The sequence below is a fragment of the Stutzerimonas sp. 21-1 genome, from assembly GCF_056336065.1.
In genome coordinates this window covers 2,017,549-2,033,185 of sequence record NZ_CM150500.1, presented here as the reverse complement: position 1 = coordinate 2,033,185, position 15,637 = coordinate 2,017,549, and the positions used below count along the sequence as shown (strand labels likewise).

Here is a 15,637-nt window from a genome sequence, read left to right as displayed (position 1 = left end):
CATCGCGCTTCATTGCAGGGTCAGATCGTCGCCGCGCTCTTGCTGCCAGTCGTCCAGCCCCGGCGCGGCTTCCTCACCTGCCATGCGGTGGATGATGGTGAAATAGTCCTGCTTGAAGCGGTCCTGCATGATCTCGCTGCGATTCTTCACCCGTACGGCATAGATGGTCTGCACGTTCTGGTGATCGAAATCGCGCCAGTACTGCTCGTCCTTGAGCAGGCGATAGTGATGGTTTTCCAGGGCGGCGATCACCGCTTCGCTGTCGGCGCTGCCGGCGCGCTGCACGGCGGCGGCCCACTGACGCACGATGCCGTAGGCGGTGGCTGCGGTGCTGCCAGGGTAGGCCTGGTGCTGACGGATGAACTCGTCGACGAAGGCCTGACCCTCGACGCTCTTCTCCAGCTTGGGCACCTGCCAGTTCCACGCCTCGGTGCCGATCACATTCTCCATCACCAGCGGCCCGGCCTGCTCGACGATGCTCTGGGTCAGGTTCGGCACGATGACCTGCATGCGTTTGCCCAGCCCCATGTCATTGGCCAGACGCATGGTCTGCACGAGGTCCTGGCCCAGCAGCACGATCACCAGCATGTCCGCCTCGCTGGTGGCTGCCTTCTTCAGGGCTGCCAGATAGTCGCTGCGGCGCGCGCCGTGCGCGGCGATCTTCGAGTAGCCGTGGCGGGCGCGGTCGCGGCTCTTGGTCGCTTCGCGCAGCGCCTGCTCCATGCTGGCGCCCCAGGCGTCGTCGAGGCTGATGTAGTGATAGCGACGGTTGGGCATGTGCCAGCTCAGGTACTGGCCCAGCACCTTGGCGCTCATCCAGGCGCTGTTCGATTCGCGGAACAGATGACGATGGCCGTCGTGGCCGGTGATCTCGTTGGCGTAGGCCAGCGTTGGGAAATACAGCAGACCCAACTCGCGGGCGCGCTGGCCGGCGGCGAGGGCTTCTTCGCTGTTGGCGCCGCCGAAGACCATGCGCACGTTCTGCGCAGCAAAGCGCTCGACGTTGGCCACGGCCTTCTCAGCACGGGCGGCGGAGTTATGACTGATCAGCTGCAGTGGCCGGCCGAGCACGCCACCCTGGCTGTTGATCTGGTCGATGGCGAGCAGGGCGCCGCGGCGCAGCTCCAGCCCTTCGGACTTGTAGTTGCCGGTGCTCGGGTAGTTCAAACCCAGCCGCAGCGGCTCGGCGGCCTGCAGCGGCGCGACGACACAGAACAGTAACAGGGCAACCAGGGCGTGACGGAACATGGCTCGTTTCCTTGTGAGCGGGGGACTGCACGTTGTAGGCGGCGCCGCGGTGCGTCGAAATAGTCTTTTCCGGCCAAACGCATGCGACTTCGGTGCCGAGCCGGTGCAGGCCCGGTGCCATCTCGCGCCGCCAGCCCAGATGTGGCGCGGCCTGCGGCACGGTATTGCTACCAAGGGAGGAGGAAAATCGACACTGCGGGCAATTGTTGCTGGGGCGGGGCGAACCAAGAATCTGCAACAGACCGGGAAAATTTCCCGGCATAACAATGAACCCGCAGAGGTAGCCGCAATGAAGCACACCGGTCTTCGCAAGCCCTTCGCCCTGACGGCGCTATGCGCTGCAATGGCGATGTCCAGCCTGTCGGCCTGGGCCGTCACCGACCAGGAAATCCTCGACGACGCCAAAACCACCAACCAGATCGTCACCAATGGCATGGGGCTGCAGGGCCAGCGCTACAGCCCGCTGAGCACCCTCAACACCGAGAACGTCCAGCAGCTGCGTCCGGTTTGGGCTTTCTCCCTCGGCGGCGAGAAGCAGCGCGGTCAGGAAGCGCAGCCGCTGATCAAGGACGGCGTGATGTACATCACCGGCTCCTATTCGCGTGTCTATGCCGTCGATGCACGCACCGGCAAGGAACTGTGGCAGTACGACGCGCGTCTGCCCGACGGCATCATGCCGTGCTGCGACGTGATCAACCGTGGTGTGGCTCTGTATGACGACCTGGTGATCTTCGGCACCCTCGACGCCAAGCTGGTCGCGCTGAACAAGGACACCGGCAAGGTGGTCTGGAAGAAGACCGTCGCCGACTACAAGGCCGGCTACTCGCTGACTGCGGCGCCGCTGATCGTCAAAGGCAAGCTGATCACCGGCGTATCCGGTGGTGAATTCGGCGTGGTGGGCAAGGTGGAAGCCTACAATCCGAAGAACGGCGAGCTGCTGTGGACCCGTCCGACCGTCGAAGGCCACATGGGCTACGTCTGGAAGGATGGCAAGAAGGTCGAGAGCGGCATCTCCGGCGGCGAAGCCGGCAAGACCTGGCCGGGCGACCTGTGGAAGACCGGTGGCGCAGCCACCTGGCTGGGCGGTTACTACGACCCGGACACCGACTCGCTGCTGTTCGGTACCGGCAACCCGTCGCCGTGGAACTCGCACCTGCGTCCGGGCGACAACCTGTATTCCTCCTCGCGTCTGGCCATCGACCCGGATGACGGCTCGATCAAGTGGCACTTCCAGTCCACCCCGCATGACGGCTGGGACTACGACGGCGTCAACGAGCTGATCTCCTTCGACTATCAGGAAGGCGGCAAGACCATCAAGGCTGCTGGCACGGCCGACCGCAACGGCTTCTTCTACGTACTGGACCGCACCAACGGCAAGTTCATCCGCGGTTTCCCCTTCGTCGACAAGATCACCTGGGCCAAGGGCCTGGACAAGAACGGCCGTCCGGTCTACGACGAAGCCAACCGTCCCGGCGCGCCGGGCGCCGAGAAGGGCAAGTCGGTATTCGTTGCACCGTCGTTCCTTGGCGGCAAGAACTGGATGCCGATGGCCTACAGCCAGGACACCGGGCTGTTCTACGTGCCGTCCAACGAGTGGGGCATGGACATCTGGAACGAGAACGTCGCCTACAAGAAAGGCGCGGCCTACCTGGGTGCTGGCTTCACCATCCATCCGCTGAACGAAGAATACATCGGCGTACTGCGCGCCATCGATCCGAAGACCGGCAAGGAAGTCTGGCGTTACAAGAACTACGCACCGCTGTGGGGCGGCGTGCTGGCCACCAAGGGCAACCTGGTGTTCACCGGCAACCCGGAAGGCTACCTGATGGCCTTCGACGCCAAGACCGGCAAGAAGGTGTACGAGTTCAACACCGGCTCCGGCGTGATCGGCTCCCCGGTCACCTGGGAAATGGACGGCGAGCAGTACGTCTCCGTGCTGTCCGGTTGGGGTGGTGCGGTCCCGCTGTGGGGCGGCGAAGTCGCCAAGCGCATCAAGGACTTCAACCAGGGCGGTACGCTGTGGACCTTCAAACTGCCGAAGGACATGGTCGCCAAGCGTTGATCGTGTAACCGCAAGCGAAAAGGCCGGCTCAAGTAGCCGGCCTTTTCATTTTTCAGGCTGCCGGCGCGTCGGAGCGGTTGTTGCGCCGCAGCTTCTTCGCCCGCGCTTCGAGCAACACGTACACCAGCGTGGCGAACAACAACGGAATCAGGAAATACACCACCCGGTAGCCGATCAGGCCGCCGACGATCGCCCCGCGACTCATCTGGTCCGACAGCAGGGCGACGAATACCGCCTCGATCACCCCCAGCCCGGCCGGAATATGCGTCACCACGCCGGCGATGCTGCTGATCATCAGCACGCCGAGCACCTGCGGATAGGCGATCTTCTGCGACAGCATGAAGTACACCACCAGCGCCATCAGTCCCCAGTTCAATGCCCCCAGCAGCAGCTGCACCAGTGCCAGGCGCAGTGAGGGCAGCTCGATCTCGTGTCGACGGATGGTCCACGAGCGCCGCTTGGAAAATCCGCACAGCCCGAGGTAGACCAGGCACACGCCAATCAGCACCACGCCGAGCAGGCGCAGCGCCGTAGCGCCGATTTCCCATTCCGGCGGCGGGGTGATCCAACCCATCGCGAAGATCAGGCCTGCCAGCCACATGTAGCCCAGCCAGTTGGTCAGCAGGCTCAGGGTGAACACCCGGGTGATCTGCGCGGGGCGCAAGCCCAGGCGCGAGTAGAGCCGGTAGCGCAGCGCGATGCCGCCAACCCAGGCGCTGAGGTTGAGATTGAACGCGTAGCAGACGAAGGTTACCGGCAGGATCTGCCGCACCGGCAACGCGTGACGCACATAGCGTTTACCCAGCACGTCGAAGAAGCAGTACACCACGTAACTGCCGAGCATCGCCGCCCCGGCCATCCACAGTGTCTCGGCCTTGTAGTTGCGTAACGTGCGCAGGACTTCCTGCCAGTCCAGCGTGCGTGCCAGGCTGACCAGCAGTACGACCACCAGGACGAAGAACACGTAGGTGAGGATCTTCTTCAGCAGCGGCCAGCGCTTGCGCCAGCCACTGCGCTGCGCGGCATGGGAATGACTCATTGATGCTCTCGCTGCAAGGGTTGGGCGGTTGGCACGGCCGAGGGTGGTGCCTCGACCGTCGCCGGGGCGATCACCTGATCGATCGGCTTGAGTTTCGGCTTGTGCGCCGGGAACAGCCCGACCAGCTCGGGGAAGTGCCGCAGGAAATGGAAGATCAGGAACGCCAGCGGCGCGCGCCACCAGTAGCCGCGCACCATGCGCTCCAGCGGAATGCGCCGGCAGTGGTGCTGCATCAGCGTATCTAGCTTCTCGTACAGCTGACGGTTGAAGCTGTGGTCGCGAATGATCAGGTTGGCTTCCAGATTGAGCGACAGGCTCAGCGGATCGAGGTTGCTCGAACCCACCGTCGACCATTCGTAGTCGGCCAGCGCGACCTTGCCGTGCAGCGGGCGGCGGCAGTATTCGTGGATCTCCACGCCGTCGCGCATCAGGTAGTTGTAGAGCATGCGCGCACCGAACTTCGCGATCGGCATGTCCGGCTCGCCCTGGAGGATCAGCCGCACCCGCACACCGCGTCGCGCGGCGTTGCGGATCTCGCGCAGCACGCGATAGCCAGGGAAGAAATAAGCGTTGGCAATCAATAGCCTGGAGCGTGCATCTCGAATCGCTTGCAGGTATTGCTGCTCGATATCGTTGCGATGCTCGTCGTTATCGCGCGTCACCAGCAGCGCCCGCGCCTCGCCGCGGCTGGTGCCGGCATAGCCGCTGGCCTGGGTGTACGGCCGCCGCTGCCACCAGCGGCGCGGCGCCCGGACCGGCCCCAGCGCTGCGATGGCGAAGCGGTGGATGTCGTGCACCACCGGGCCTTCGACGCGCATGGCGTAGTCCTGCTTGGCGGCGGGGCCGAAGTCCTCCAGATGGTCGGCGGAGAAGTTGATGCCGCCGATGAAGGCGACCTCGCCATCGACCACCACGATCTTGCGATGCAGGCGGCGGAACACGTTCAGCCGCGTGCCAAGAAAGCGCTTGCCGGGGTCGAACATGTGGATGCGAATACCGACCTGGGTCATTGCCATGACGAACTCGCCGTGAAGGTCGGCCGAGCCATAGCCGTCCACGGTGACATCGACGCTGGCGCCGTTCTCCGCGGCGCGGATCAGCGCGCGCTGCAATTCGGCGCCGACCTTGTCCTCGAACAGGATGAAGGTCTCCAGCAGCACCTCTTTCTCCGCGCTGGCGATGGCCTCGAACACGGAGGGGAAGAACTCCTCGCCGTTCTCCAACAACTGCAGTCGGTTTCCGTCTCGCCAATGGAAGTTCATAGCTGTATCTCCACCGCCAGGGGCAGATGATCCGACAAGTGCGTCCAGGGTTTGGTGCCCAGAATCGTGGCGCCGCGGGTGGCCGCGTTGCGCACGTAGATGCGGTCCAGACGCAGCATCGGCCAGCGTGCCGGGAAGGTCTTGGCGACCTGGCCGTGGCCGACGGCAAAGGCTTCGTGCAGGCCGGCGCAGCGATCCAGGGTCCGCGTCGCGCGCAACCGCCAGTCGTTGAAGTCGCCGGCCACCACTACCGGAGCGCCTTCGGGCAGGCTGTCGAGCAGATCGCACAGCAGCTCCAGCTGCTGCGCACGATGCGCTTCGCGCAGCCCGAGATGAACGCAGATGGCATGGAATTCGGCGTGCCCGGGCACCTGCAGCACGCTGTGCAGCAGGCCGCGGCGCTCGGGACCGGCGATGGACACGTCGAGGTTTTCGTAACGCAGGATGGGGAATTTCGACAGCAGCGCATTGCCGTGGTCGCCGTCGGGGTACACCGCGTTACGGCCGTAGGCGAAGTCGGTCCAGATGCTGTCGGCGAGAAACTCGTACTGCGGCGTCTGCGGCCAGTCGTGAAAGCGCAGCGCGTGCTTCTCATGGGTGCCGAGCACCTCCTGCAGAAACACGATGTCCGCCGACACCGCGCGCACGGCCTCGCGCAGCTCCGGGAGAATGAAGCGCCGGTTGAGCGCGGTAAAACCCTTGTGGGTGTTCACCGTCAGCACGTGAATCGAGTGCACGGCGGTGGCCATGTGGGCGTCAAGATCGCTGGTATCGAGCAGGTGGTCTTTCTTTTCCAGGGTCACGGGAATGTTCCTTCGAGCTGGCCCGGGGTGGTCGACAGGGTTTGGTCCAAGCCCAGGCGCTGCAGCAGCTGGCGCGCGTCGTACGGCGCCCGGACCTTCACGTCGTTGTCGAAATAGCAGTACACCTCGCGCGGATGCCGCGTCGGTGCCTGATGCGGGTCGATGAGCTGCGCATCGTCCGGCTGCGTGCCTTCGTTCCAGCGGCGAATGCGCCGGCACCAGCGATCCAGCGCCTCGTCGGTGTAGCCACTGGTGTAGAGCTTCTCGGCGCCGTGCAGGCGGATGTAGACGAAATCGCCGGTCAGGTCCTCGCGGTAGGGCCATTTGCCGGCGGTGTCCGCCACCACCAGCGCCACCCGGTACTTGCGCAGCAGCGCGACGAAGGCCGAGTCGACGAAGCTCTCATGGCGGATTTCCACGGCGTGGCGCAGCGGACGCTTGCGGTCGATCTGCAGCAGGCTGCGTCCCTCCATGCGCGGTTCGCAGGTTTCGGCAACGGCCAGCGCGGCCTCGGTGTCATGCGGGAGCTGCGCCAGAAACGCCTCGAACAGCGGCGGATCGAAGCGGAACGACGGCGGAAACTGCCAGAGCAGCGGGCCGAGCTTCTTCTGCAGGGCGAACAGCCCCGAGGCGAAGAAGTTGGCGATGGGCTTCTCGACCTCGCGCAGGCGCTTGATGTGGGTGATGAAACGCGGCGCCTTGACGCTGAAAACGAAGCCCTCCGGCGTGTCGGCGTACCAGTCGGCGTAGCGCTCCGGCGTCTGCAGCGCATAGAACGAGCCATTGATCTCGATGCTGCCGACTGCCCGCGAGGCAAAGTGCAGCTCGTGCTTCTGCTTCAGCCCCTCGGGATAGAAGTCGCCGCGCCAGGGCGCGTAGCGCCAGCCGGAGATGCCGATGTGGATGCCTGCCATCGTCGCCCTCGAATCGGCCGTTAACGCGGATTCTGCGGCGCGGTCGGATCGCTGGCCGGGAAGGTCTGTTCGATGGCTTCGTCGAGTTTTTCCTCCCCCTGGCCCGAGCCTGCTGCCTCGCCCCGCGAACTGGCCTGCGGCTGCAGCTCGACCTTGATCCAGCCGTTCTCGCGGCGGTCGAACGCCTCGAACGCAGCGATCGCGTCGGTCATCGGCTTGACCTGCGTGAGCACCTTCGCCGGGTCGATTCGCCGCGCCTGGATCATCTCGATCAACCGCGGGATGTACTTGCGGTGGTGGCAGTTGCCCATGTTAATGGTGAGGTTCTTGTTCATCGCCTGGCCGATGGGAAAACGCATCGCCTCCGGCGAATAGACGCCGATGATCGACAGCGTGCCGGCCTTGGCCAGGGCCTGGACCGCCCACTCCAGCGCCTGGGACGGCGCGTCGCCCGGCTGCCACTGGGCGTTGTCGTTGGGCGCCGGTGCATGGCCGGTGGGCTGCTCGCCGCAGCAGCCGTGCTCGGCGTCAATGCCGACGGCATCGATGGCACGGTCCACGCCAATGCCGCCGGTCAGCCGCTGGAGCGTTGCGATCGGGTCTTCGCGGTTGAAATCGATGATCTCCGCGCCCTGACGCTTGGCGGCGCGCAAGCGGTCGGGGTACTGATCGATGGCGAACACGCGGCCGGCGCCGAGCAAGCGGGCGCTGACGATGGCGAACAGGCCGACCGGGCCGCAGCCGAACACCGCAACCGTATCGCCGGGACGGATTTCGGCCATCTCGGCGCCGAAATAGCCGGTGGGGAAGATGTCCGAGAGCAGGATCGCCTGGTCGTCGCTGATATCCGAGGGCACGCGTACCAGACCGATGTTGGCGAACGGCACGCGGGCCTTCTCCGCCTGCAGGCCGTGGAACGGTCCGGTACCGGCGGGGCCGCCGTAGAACGCCGTGCCGGCCTGTTTGCCGTTGGGGTTGGCGACGTCGCACTGGGCGAAGTAGCCGGCGCGGCAGTAGGCGCAGTTGCCGCAAGCGATGGTCGAGGGAATCACCACACGGTCGCCGACCTGCAGGTTGCGCACGTCCTCACCGAGTTCCTCAACGATGCCGACGCCCTCGTGGCCAAGGATGGTGCCCGGCTGCATGCCGCCGACGGTGCCGCGCACGAAGTGCAGGTCGGTGCCGCAAATCGCCGACGCGGTGAGGCGCACGATGGCGTCGGTGGGGGCTTGAATGCGTGGCTCGGGAACATCCTCCAGGCGAATGTCGCCGACCGCGTGATAGACAACAGCTTTCATAACCACTCCAGCTCGCCAGACGCGTGGTGTGCACGGCGGCGAGTCGATGGGGCGGAGGGAAACGAGCAGTTCGCATGCTGCAGGATGAACGGCGCGATGCTCGATTCGCGGCTCCGCGGGATCGGAAGAATTCGAACGGACGTGGCGTCTTTGCCACCGCTCACATCTGTTCGGACTTTCTCCGATTGGGGCGGTTCATCTTTTTTTCCGTACGGCGTCGGCGCGCAACGCCGGCGCCGGGCGGCGGTTCAGGCGCGTGCCAGGCTCCACGGCGGCTCGCCGGCGAAGGCCTGGACCAGATAATCGATCATCGCGCGCACCTTGGCCGGTGGCCGACGGTCGGGCGGGTAGATCGCGTAGATGCCGCCCAGCGTGACGCACGGATGGTCCAGTTCCAGCGCGACCAGCGCGCCGCTGCGCAGCGCCTCGGCAACGATGAACTGCGGCTGGTAGATCACACCCTGACCGCCGATGGCGGCGGCCAGCAGCGCAGTACCGTTGTTGGCGACCAGATCGCCGCTGATCGCGACGCTGACATCGCCCTCGTCGCCGAACGTCCAGCGCTTGGCGCCGACCCGCGAGGACAGGCTGTAGCCCAGGCAGTTGTGCTGAGCCAGCTCGGCGACACGGCGGGGAATGCCGCGCGCGTCGAGGTAGCTCGGCGCGGCGCAGACCTGCAGCGGGCAGTCGGCCAGGCGCCGCGCCTGCAACGGGCTGTCTTCCAGCTTGCCGATGCGCACCGCCAGGTCCCAGCCGTCATCGAGCAGGTCGACATGGCTGTCGGTCAGGCCCAGCTCCACGCGCACCGCCGGATGGCGCTGGCTGAACTGCGGCATCAGCGGAGCGATGAAGCCTACGCCGAACGACAGCGGCACGTTCATGCGCAGCAGGCCGGTGGCCTCGATGCGCTGCGAGGCGACGCTGGCTTCGGCCTCGTCGATATCCGGCAGGATGCGCTGGCAGGCTTCCAGGTAGTCGCTGCCGGCTTCTGTGAGGCTCAGCCGGCGAGTGCTGCGGTGGAACAGTTTGACGCCCAGGCGCCGCTCCAGCGCGTCGACATGCTTGGTCGCCATCGCCGGCGACATGTCCAGCTGGCGGGCGGCGCCGGACAGGCTGCCGACGCTGGCGGCACGCACGAAAACCCGCATGCTGGTGATTCGATCGAGCATCTCAGTTCCTACTCTGGGTAATAAGTCTTCCCTTCGAGCGGCACATTCTCACACGCCTGACTGTAGTCCATGCTGGTGCTTACTTTCATTTGCGGAGTAGCACCATGACCGATGTCATCGTCTCGCCCCCGGAACAGCGCATGCCGACGCTGTTCGTTCCGCACGGCGCCGGGCCCTGTTTCTTCATGGACTGGAACCCGCCGACCGCATGGAAAGCCATGGCCGATTTCCTCAAGAGCGTCGCTGCCACGCTGCCGGCTCGCCCGCGCGCGATCCTGATGGTGTCGGCGCACTGGTTGCAGACGGCCTTCAGCGTCACCGGCGCGGCGCGGCCGGAACTGATCTACGACTACCACGGCTTTCCCGCGCACACCTACGAGCTGCGCTATCCGGCGCCGGGCGAGCCGCAACTGGCGGCGCGCGTAGCGACGCTGCTCGGGCAGGCGGCGCTGGCGAACGCCACAGACCCGCAGCGCGGCTTCGACCACGGCATGTTCATCCCGCTGAAGCTGATGTTCCCCGACGCGGACATCCCGGTGGTGCAGTTGTCGCTGCGCAGCGATCTCGATCCGCAGGCGCACCTCGCCGCCGGCCGCGCGCTGGAACCGCTGCGCGACGAGGGTGTGCTGATCGTCGGCAGTGGCATGAGTTTTCACAACATGCGTGGTTACGGTGATGCGCGCTTCACGCCGATTTCCGCCGAGTTCGATCACTGGCTGAGCGCTGCGGTCGAAGCCGCACCGGCACAGCGCGATCACGCGTTGCAGCACTGGGAACAGGCGCCATCGGCGCGGCTCTGCCATCCGGCGCGCGCCGAAGAGCATCTGCTGCCGCTGCTGGTCGCCGCCGGAGCGGCGGGGCAGTCGAGCGGGCGCAAGCTGTTCGGCGACCGGGTCATGGAGACCGAGCTATCCGCATACGGTTTTGGTTACGACGACTGAGGAGAAGGCAATGCATATCGATCTATCGGGCAAGAAGGCCATCGTCACCGGTTCCACCGACGGCATCGGCCTGGCCATCGCCATCGGCCTGGCCAAGGCGGGCGCCAGCGTGGTGCTGGTGGGCCGCGAGCAGGGGCGCCTGGATGCGGCGCTGGCACAGCTGCGTGAAAGCAGCGGCCGCGCCGACGTCGTCGGCGTGGTTGCCGATGCCGGCACCGCGGCGGGCTGCCAGACGCTGATCGCCGCCCAGCCGGAGGCCGACATTCTGGTCAACAACCTCGGCATCTACGGTGCCCGGCCGTTCTTCGAGATCGGCGACGAGGAGTGGCAGCAAATATTCGAGGTTAATGTGCTCAGCGGCGTGCGCCTGTCGCGGCATTACGCCCGCGGCATGCAGGCGCGCGGTTGGGGGCGCATTCAGTTCATCTCCAGCGAGTCGGCGCTGAACATCCCGGCGGAAATGGTCCACTACGGCGTCAGCAAGGCCGCGCTGCAGGGCGTCTCGCGCGGGCTGGCCAAGGTACTCGCCGGCAGCGGCGTGACCGTTAACAGCATCCTGCCGGGGCCGACGCGCACCCACGGCGCGCTGGCGATGATGGCGGCGATGGCCGAGGAGCGCGGCGTGTCGGTGAGCGAGATGGAAGCGCTGTTCCTCGAGGAAAACCGCCCCTCTACGCTGCTCAAGCGCTTTGCCACGCCCGAGGAAGTGGCCAACCTGTGCGTCTATGCAGCCTCGCCGCAGGCGAGCGCGACGACCGGCGCGGCACTGCGTGTCGAAGGAGGCATCGTTGAAAGCATCGCCTGAGCTGCACTACCCGTGCAGCAGCGCCGCCACGGTGGCGACCGCCAATCCGTCGCGGCTGATCAACCGGCTGTGCAAGCACTGGGCGCACAAATTACCGGTGCGCCACGACGAGCAGGGCGGCGAAATCACGCTCAGCATTGGCGAGTGTCGCTTGCGCGCCGCCAAGGCTGGCCTGGAGGTTCAACTGCACGCCGCCAACTCCGCACAGCTGCGACAACTGCAACAGGTGGTCGCCGACCATCTGCTGCGCATGGCATCTGGCGAGCCCCTGGAGTTCGCCTGGCACGCCGGCGCCGGCGCGGCACCGGCCGAGGAGCGAAACAGGCTGCATGACACGCGCGAACGCTACGGCAGGGTCAGCCGTGGCTTCCATTGGCTGATGGCCGGACTGATCGTCTGGCAGTTCCTCAAGCTCGGCGACCGCATCGACGAAGGCGAGCACTGGATCGGCCAGACGCTGGTGCCCTGGCACATCTCCATCGGCGCCTTGCTGCTGGTGCTGGTGGTGCTGCGCGTGGTCTGGGCCTCGACCCAGCGCGGGCAGCGGCCGCTGCCGGACCCGACCACGGCCGTGCTGGTCAAGGGCGGCCATCTGGCGCTGTACGCCTGCATGCTGTTGCTGCCGGTCAGCGGCATCCTGTTCATGCTCGGCAATGGCTACGGGCTGGAGGTGTTCGGCGTGCAGCTGGCGACGAAAGGGCCGGAAATCGCCTGGGCGGCGTCGCTGGGCAGCATCCATTCGCCGCTCGCCTGGCTGACCGTGCTGCTGGTGGTCGGTCACGCCGGCATCGCGCTGCTGCATCACCTCGTTCGGCGTGACGGTGTGCTGCAACGCATGCTGTGAGCGTTACGGCTCGCTCATCGCGAAGTTCGGCAGCGAATCGACCGGCTGGGCGAAACGGAAGGGGATGGACGCGAGTTCGTCCCCGACTTTTTTCTGCACCACGAAATGCAGATGCGGCCCGGTGCTGCGCCCGGTGTTGCCGGAGTCGCCCAGGCGAGTGCCGATCTTGACCTGCTGACCGGGGCGAACCTGCAACGAGCCGCGGCGCAGGTGCAGGTAGGCGCTGTGGGTGCCGTCGGCATGCTCGATGCGCACATAGTTGCCGGCCGGATCGGGAAAACGCCCGCGCTGACCATCGCGCACCTTCACCACCGTCCCGGCGCGCGCCGCGACGATCGGTGTGCCCACCGGCATGGCGATATCCACCGCGTAGCGGCCTTTGGTGGTGTTGTGGCTGTAGTCGCCGCCGGCGCCCTGGGAGATGCGGAACGGTCCGCCTTTCCAGGGCAGGGCATAGGCGTGCCCACCGACGTGGCCGCCGGCCATGCGCCGCGCCGGATCGGGCGCATAGATCATTCCGTAGCTGAAGCTGTGGCGGTACATCAGCGGATAGCCGACCTGGCGCTTGACCAGCGTCGCCACGCGCAACTGGCTGCGCGGCGGCACCGTCTTGCGGATCACGCCGTCGCGCAGCCCGGCGACGTTGACCAGCCGGCTCAGACGCAGCGTCGCTTCAACCGGCACGTCCAGCTCGTTGCGCACATCCAGCACCTTGCCGGAGCGTGTGGGATTGACCAGCAGGCGCACCGTGGCGGCGCGATTGCTCGGCACTTCGATGGGTTTCGCCGCGCTGCTGGCCGTCGCGGCGCTCGGTGCGAGGGTGGTGCCCAGCGCGAGCAGCAGCGCCAGGGCAAAGGGTCGGATTGCGTACATGGGCCTGTGATCCGTCACGAAAAGGACTGTTCGCCTGCCTCTGGCAGGTGAATCGGGTGGTCGCCACGGCGTTCGAGGGTGCGAGGCGGCCACAGGTTCACTGCCATACGTCGTGAAGTCGGTTCAGCCAGTCATGCGCGGAACGTCGAGCGGGCTGACGAGCCCGCTCATCCGCGCGCCCGGCGCCGGCTCATTCGTCTTCCTTGATCAGCTCCAGCAACAGCAGCGAACGTCCGGTCACCGCGTATTCGTCGTTGAAGTCGAAACGCTCCGGGCGCACCAGCGGCTGGTTGGTGTCGATCAGGCGATTCCAGAAGATCCCTTGCGGCACCTCCGGCAGGGTGAAGTTCACCAGGTCATGGTGGGCGTTGACGATCAGCAGCAGCGTCACGTCCGAACCCGCGCGACGGATGCCGGTGGGCTGCGCGCGGCCGTCGAGCAGCATGCCCATGCAGCGGTTGTGGGCGTCCTGCCATTGCTCGATGCTCATCTCCTCGCCATTGGGCGCCAGCCAGGTCACGTCCTTGACGCCCAGTTCCTCGTTGTAGGCGCCGACCAGGAAGCGGGTGCGGCGCAGCATCGGGAAGCGCTGACGCAGGCGGATCAGCTTGCGCACGAAGGCCAGCAGCCCGTAGCTGTCTTCGCTGATGTCCCAGTTGACCCAGCCGATCTCGCTGTCCTGGCAGTAGGCATTGTTGTTGCCGTGCTGGGTACGGGCGAATTCGTCACCGGCGACGATCATCGGCGTGCCCTGCGCGAACAGCAGCGTGGCGAAGAAGTTGCGCATCTGCCGGTAGCGCAGGGTGACGATCTCGGGATCATGCGAGGGGCCTTCGACGCCGTGATTCCACGACAGGTTGTTGTCGCTGCCGTCGCGGTTGCCCTCGTCGTTGTCCTCGTTGTGCTTGTGGTTGTAGGACACCAGGTCCTTCAACGTGAAGCCATCGTGCGCGGTGACGAAATTGACCGAGCTGAACGGCCGCCGCCCGCGCTGGTTGTACAGATCGCCAGAGCCGGTCAGCCGTGCGGCGAAGTCGGCGAGCTTGCCGTCGTCGCCTTTCCAGAACGCGCGCACGGTGTCGCGGAACTGATCGTTCCACTCGGCCCAGCCGGGCGGGAAACCGCCGACCTGATAGCCGCCGGGGCCGCAGTCCCAGGGTTCGGCGATGAGCTTGGTCTTGGCCAGCACCGGGTCCTGACGGCAGGCGACGAGAAAGCTGTGGCGCTCGTCGAAGCCTGCGTGTTCGCGGCCGAGGATGGTCGCCAGGTCGAAGCGGAAGCCGTCGACGTGCATCTCCGTGGCCCAGTAGCGCAGCGAGTCGGTGACCATCTGCAGGACGCACGGGTGGCTCATGTCCAGCGTGTTGCCGGTGCCCGAATCGTTGACGTAGTAGCGCTTGTCGTCCGGCATCAGGCGGTAGTAGGAGGCGTTGTCGATGCCGCGCATGGACAGCGTCGGGCCCAGCTCGTTGCCCTCGGCGGTGTGGTTGTAGACCACGTCGAGGATGACTTCGAGATCGGCGTTGTGCAGGTGCGCGACGGTTTCCTTGAGCTCGCTGATCTTGCCGCTGGCCAAGTAGCGCGGGTGCGGCGCGAAGAAGGCGATGCTGTTGTAGCCCCAGTAGTTGGTCATGCCCTTTTCCAGCAGGTGCTGGTCCTGGACGAACGCATGAATCGGCAGGAACTCGATGGACGAGACGCCGAGCTTGCGGATGTAGTCGATCACCTCCGGCGTCTTGAACGCGGCGAAGGTGCCGCGCGCCTCGTCGGCGACTGCCGGGTGGCGCATGGTGTAACCGCGCACGTGGGTCTCGTAGATGATGGTCTTGTCCCACGGCACCTGCACCGGATGGTCGCGACCCCAGGTGAAGGCCGGGTCGATCACCTTGCACTTGGGCACGAAGGGCGCGCTGTCGCGCTCATCGAAACTCAGGTCGCCATCGGGGTGGCCGATGGTGTAGCCGAACAGCGCTTCCGACCAGCGCAGCTCGCCCACCAGTTGCTTGGCGTAGGGGTCGATCAGCAGCTTGTTGGGGTTGAAGCGATGCCCGGCTTCCGGCTCGTACGGGCCGTGCACGCGGTAGCCGTAGATCATTCCCGGATGCGCGTCGGGCAGGTAGCCGTGCCAGATTTCGTCGGTGTATTCCGGCAGCTCGATGCGCTCGATCTCGGTCTCGCCCTTGTCGTCGAACAGGCACAGTTCGACCTTGGTGGCGTGGGCCGAGAAGATCGCGAAGTTCACCCCCAGGCCATCCCAGGTCGCGCCCAGCGGAAACGGCAGGCCCTCTCGAACCCGCGAAGGCGTCACGACCGGGGAAGCAGGACTCTTTTTCTGAAGGCTCATGGAAACTCCGTGATTGGCGCATGAAAGAACGACCC

At 65.9% G+C, this 15,637-nt stretch carries 13 protein-coding genes; 4 read left to right on the top strand and 9 right to left on the bottom strand.

Annotated elements, in window-relative coordinates:
• Positions 1-9: 9 nt before the first annotated feature.
• The gene (locus tag AC0ZJQ_RS09910) at positions 10-1,248 is read right to left on the bottom strand and encodes an ABC transporter substrate-binding protein (RefSeq protein WP_476476579.1); all 1,239 of its coding nucleotides are present in this window, start codon (positions 1,246-1,248) and stop codon (positions 10-12) included.
• Positions 1,249-1,537: 289 nt separating this feature from the next.
• Here AC0ZJQ_RS09910 and AC0ZJQ_RS09905 point away from each other — a divergent pair, with 289 nt between their 5' ends.
• Positions 1,538-3,310, top strand: a complete 1,773-nt coding sequence (locus AC0ZJQ_RS09905; protein WP_476476578.1) for a PQQ-dependent methanol/ethanol family dehydrogenase — start codon at positions 1,538-1,540, stop codon at positions 3,308-3,310.
• Between the two features lie 52 nt (positions 3,311-3,362).
• On the opposite strand, the gene AC0ZJQ_RS09900 is transcribed toward AC0ZJQ_RS09905, so the two are convergent.
• The 6 genes from AC0ZJQ_RS09900 to AC0ZJQ_RS09875 form a co-directional block, all read right to left on the bottom strand.
• Positions 3,363-4,349, bottom strand: a complete 987-nt coding sequence (locus tag AC0ZJQ_RS09900) for a lysylphosphatidylglycerol synthase domain-containing protein (protein WP_476476577.1) — start codon at positions 4,347-4,349, stop codon at positions 3,363-3,365.
• Positions 4,346-5,611 (bottom strand): cardiolipin synthase ClsB, encoded by a 1,266-nt coding sequence (clsB, locus tag AC0ZJQ_RS09895; protein ID WP_476476576.1) that lies wholly within the window; start codon positions 5,609-5,611, stop codon positions 4,346-4,348. Before clsB ends, AC0ZJQ_RS09900 begins: the two co-directional genes overlap by 4 nt.
• The gene (locus AC0ZJQ_RS09890) at positions 5,608-6,360 is read right to left on the bottom strand and encodes an endonuclease/exonuclease/phosphatase family protein (protein WP_476477769.1); all 753 of its coding nucleotides are present in this window, start codon (positions 6,358-6,360) and stop codon (positions 5,608-5,610) included. Before AC0ZJQ_RS09890 ends, clsB begins: the two co-directional genes overlap by 4 nt.
• Before the next feature lie 50 nt (positions 6,361-6,410).
• Positions 6,411-7,328 carry a DUF72 domain-containing protein gene (locus tag AC0ZJQ_RS09885; protein WP_476476575.1) on the bottom strand — a complete coding sequence of 306 codons (918 nt, stop codon included), beginning with the start codon at positions 7,326-7,328 and terminating at the stop codon, positions 6,411-6,413.
• A 20-nt stretch (positions 7,329-7,348) separates the two neighbouring features.
• Positions 7,349-8,626 (bottom strand): zinc-dependent alcohol dehydrogenase, encoded by a 1,278-nt coding sequence (locus AC0ZJQ_RS09880; RefSeq protein ID WP_476476574.1) that lies wholly within the window; start codon positions 8,624-8,626, stop codon positions 7,349-7,351.
• Positions 8,627-8,874: 248 nt separating this feature from the next.
• On the bottom strand, positions 8,875-9,795 hold the full coding sequence (locus AC0ZJQ_RS09875; protein WP_476476573.1) for a LysR family transcriptional regulator: 921 nt from the start codon (positions 9,793-9,795) through the stop codon (positions 8,875-8,877).
• 104 nt (positions 9,796-9,899) lie between these two features.
• Between AC0ZJQ_RS09875 and AC0ZJQ_RS09870 the strand changes: the two genes are divergently transcribed.
• The 3 genes from AC0ZJQ_RS09870 to AC0ZJQ_RS09860 are packed head-to-tail and all read left to right on the top strand — an operon-like array spanning position 9,900 to position 12,385.
• Positions 9,900-10,736: a DODA-type extradiol aromatic ring-opening family dioxygenase gene (locus AC0ZJQ_RS09870; protein ID WP_476476572.1), complete on the top strand. Its 837-nt coding sequence runs from the start codon at positions 9,900-9,902 to the stop codon at positions 10,734-10,736.
• 10 nt (positions 10,737-10,746) lie between these two features.
• On the top strand, positions 10,747-11,541 hold the full coding sequence (locus AC0ZJQ_RS09865) for an SDR family NAD(P)-dependent oxidoreductase (protein ID WP_213663313.1): 795 nt from the start codon (positions 10,747-10,749) through the stop codon (positions 11,539-11,541).
• Positions 11,525-12,385, top strand: a complete 861-nt coding sequence (locus AC0ZJQ_RS09860; protein ID WP_476476571.1) for a DUF2218 domain-containing protein — start codon at positions 11,525-11,527, stop codon at positions 12,383-12,385. The genes AC0ZJQ_RS09865 and AC0ZJQ_RS09860 overlap by 17 nt, the downstream gene beginning before the upstream one ends.
• 3 nt (positions 12,386-12,388) lie before the next feature.
• On the opposite strand, the gene AC0ZJQ_RS09855 is transcribed toward AC0ZJQ_RS09860, so the two are convergent.
• Together AC0ZJQ_RS09855 and glgX are read right to left on the bottom strand one after the other, a co-directional pair.
• Positions 12,389-13,258 carry a M23 family metallopeptidase gene (locus AC0ZJQ_RS09855; RefSeq protein WP_155551895.1) on the bottom strand — a complete coding sequence of 290 codons (870 nt, stop codon included), beginning with the start codon at positions 13,256-13,258 and terminating at the stop codon, positions 12,389-12,391.
• Between the two features lie 190 nt (positions 13,259-13,448).
• Positions 13,449-15,602 (bottom strand): glycogen debranching protein GlgX, encoded by a 2,154-nt coding sequence (gene glgX / locus AC0ZJQ_RS09850; protein WP_155551897.1) that lies wholly within the window; start codon positions 15,600-15,602, stop codon positions 13,449-13,451.
• Positions 15,603-15,637 lie beyond the last annotated feature (35 nt).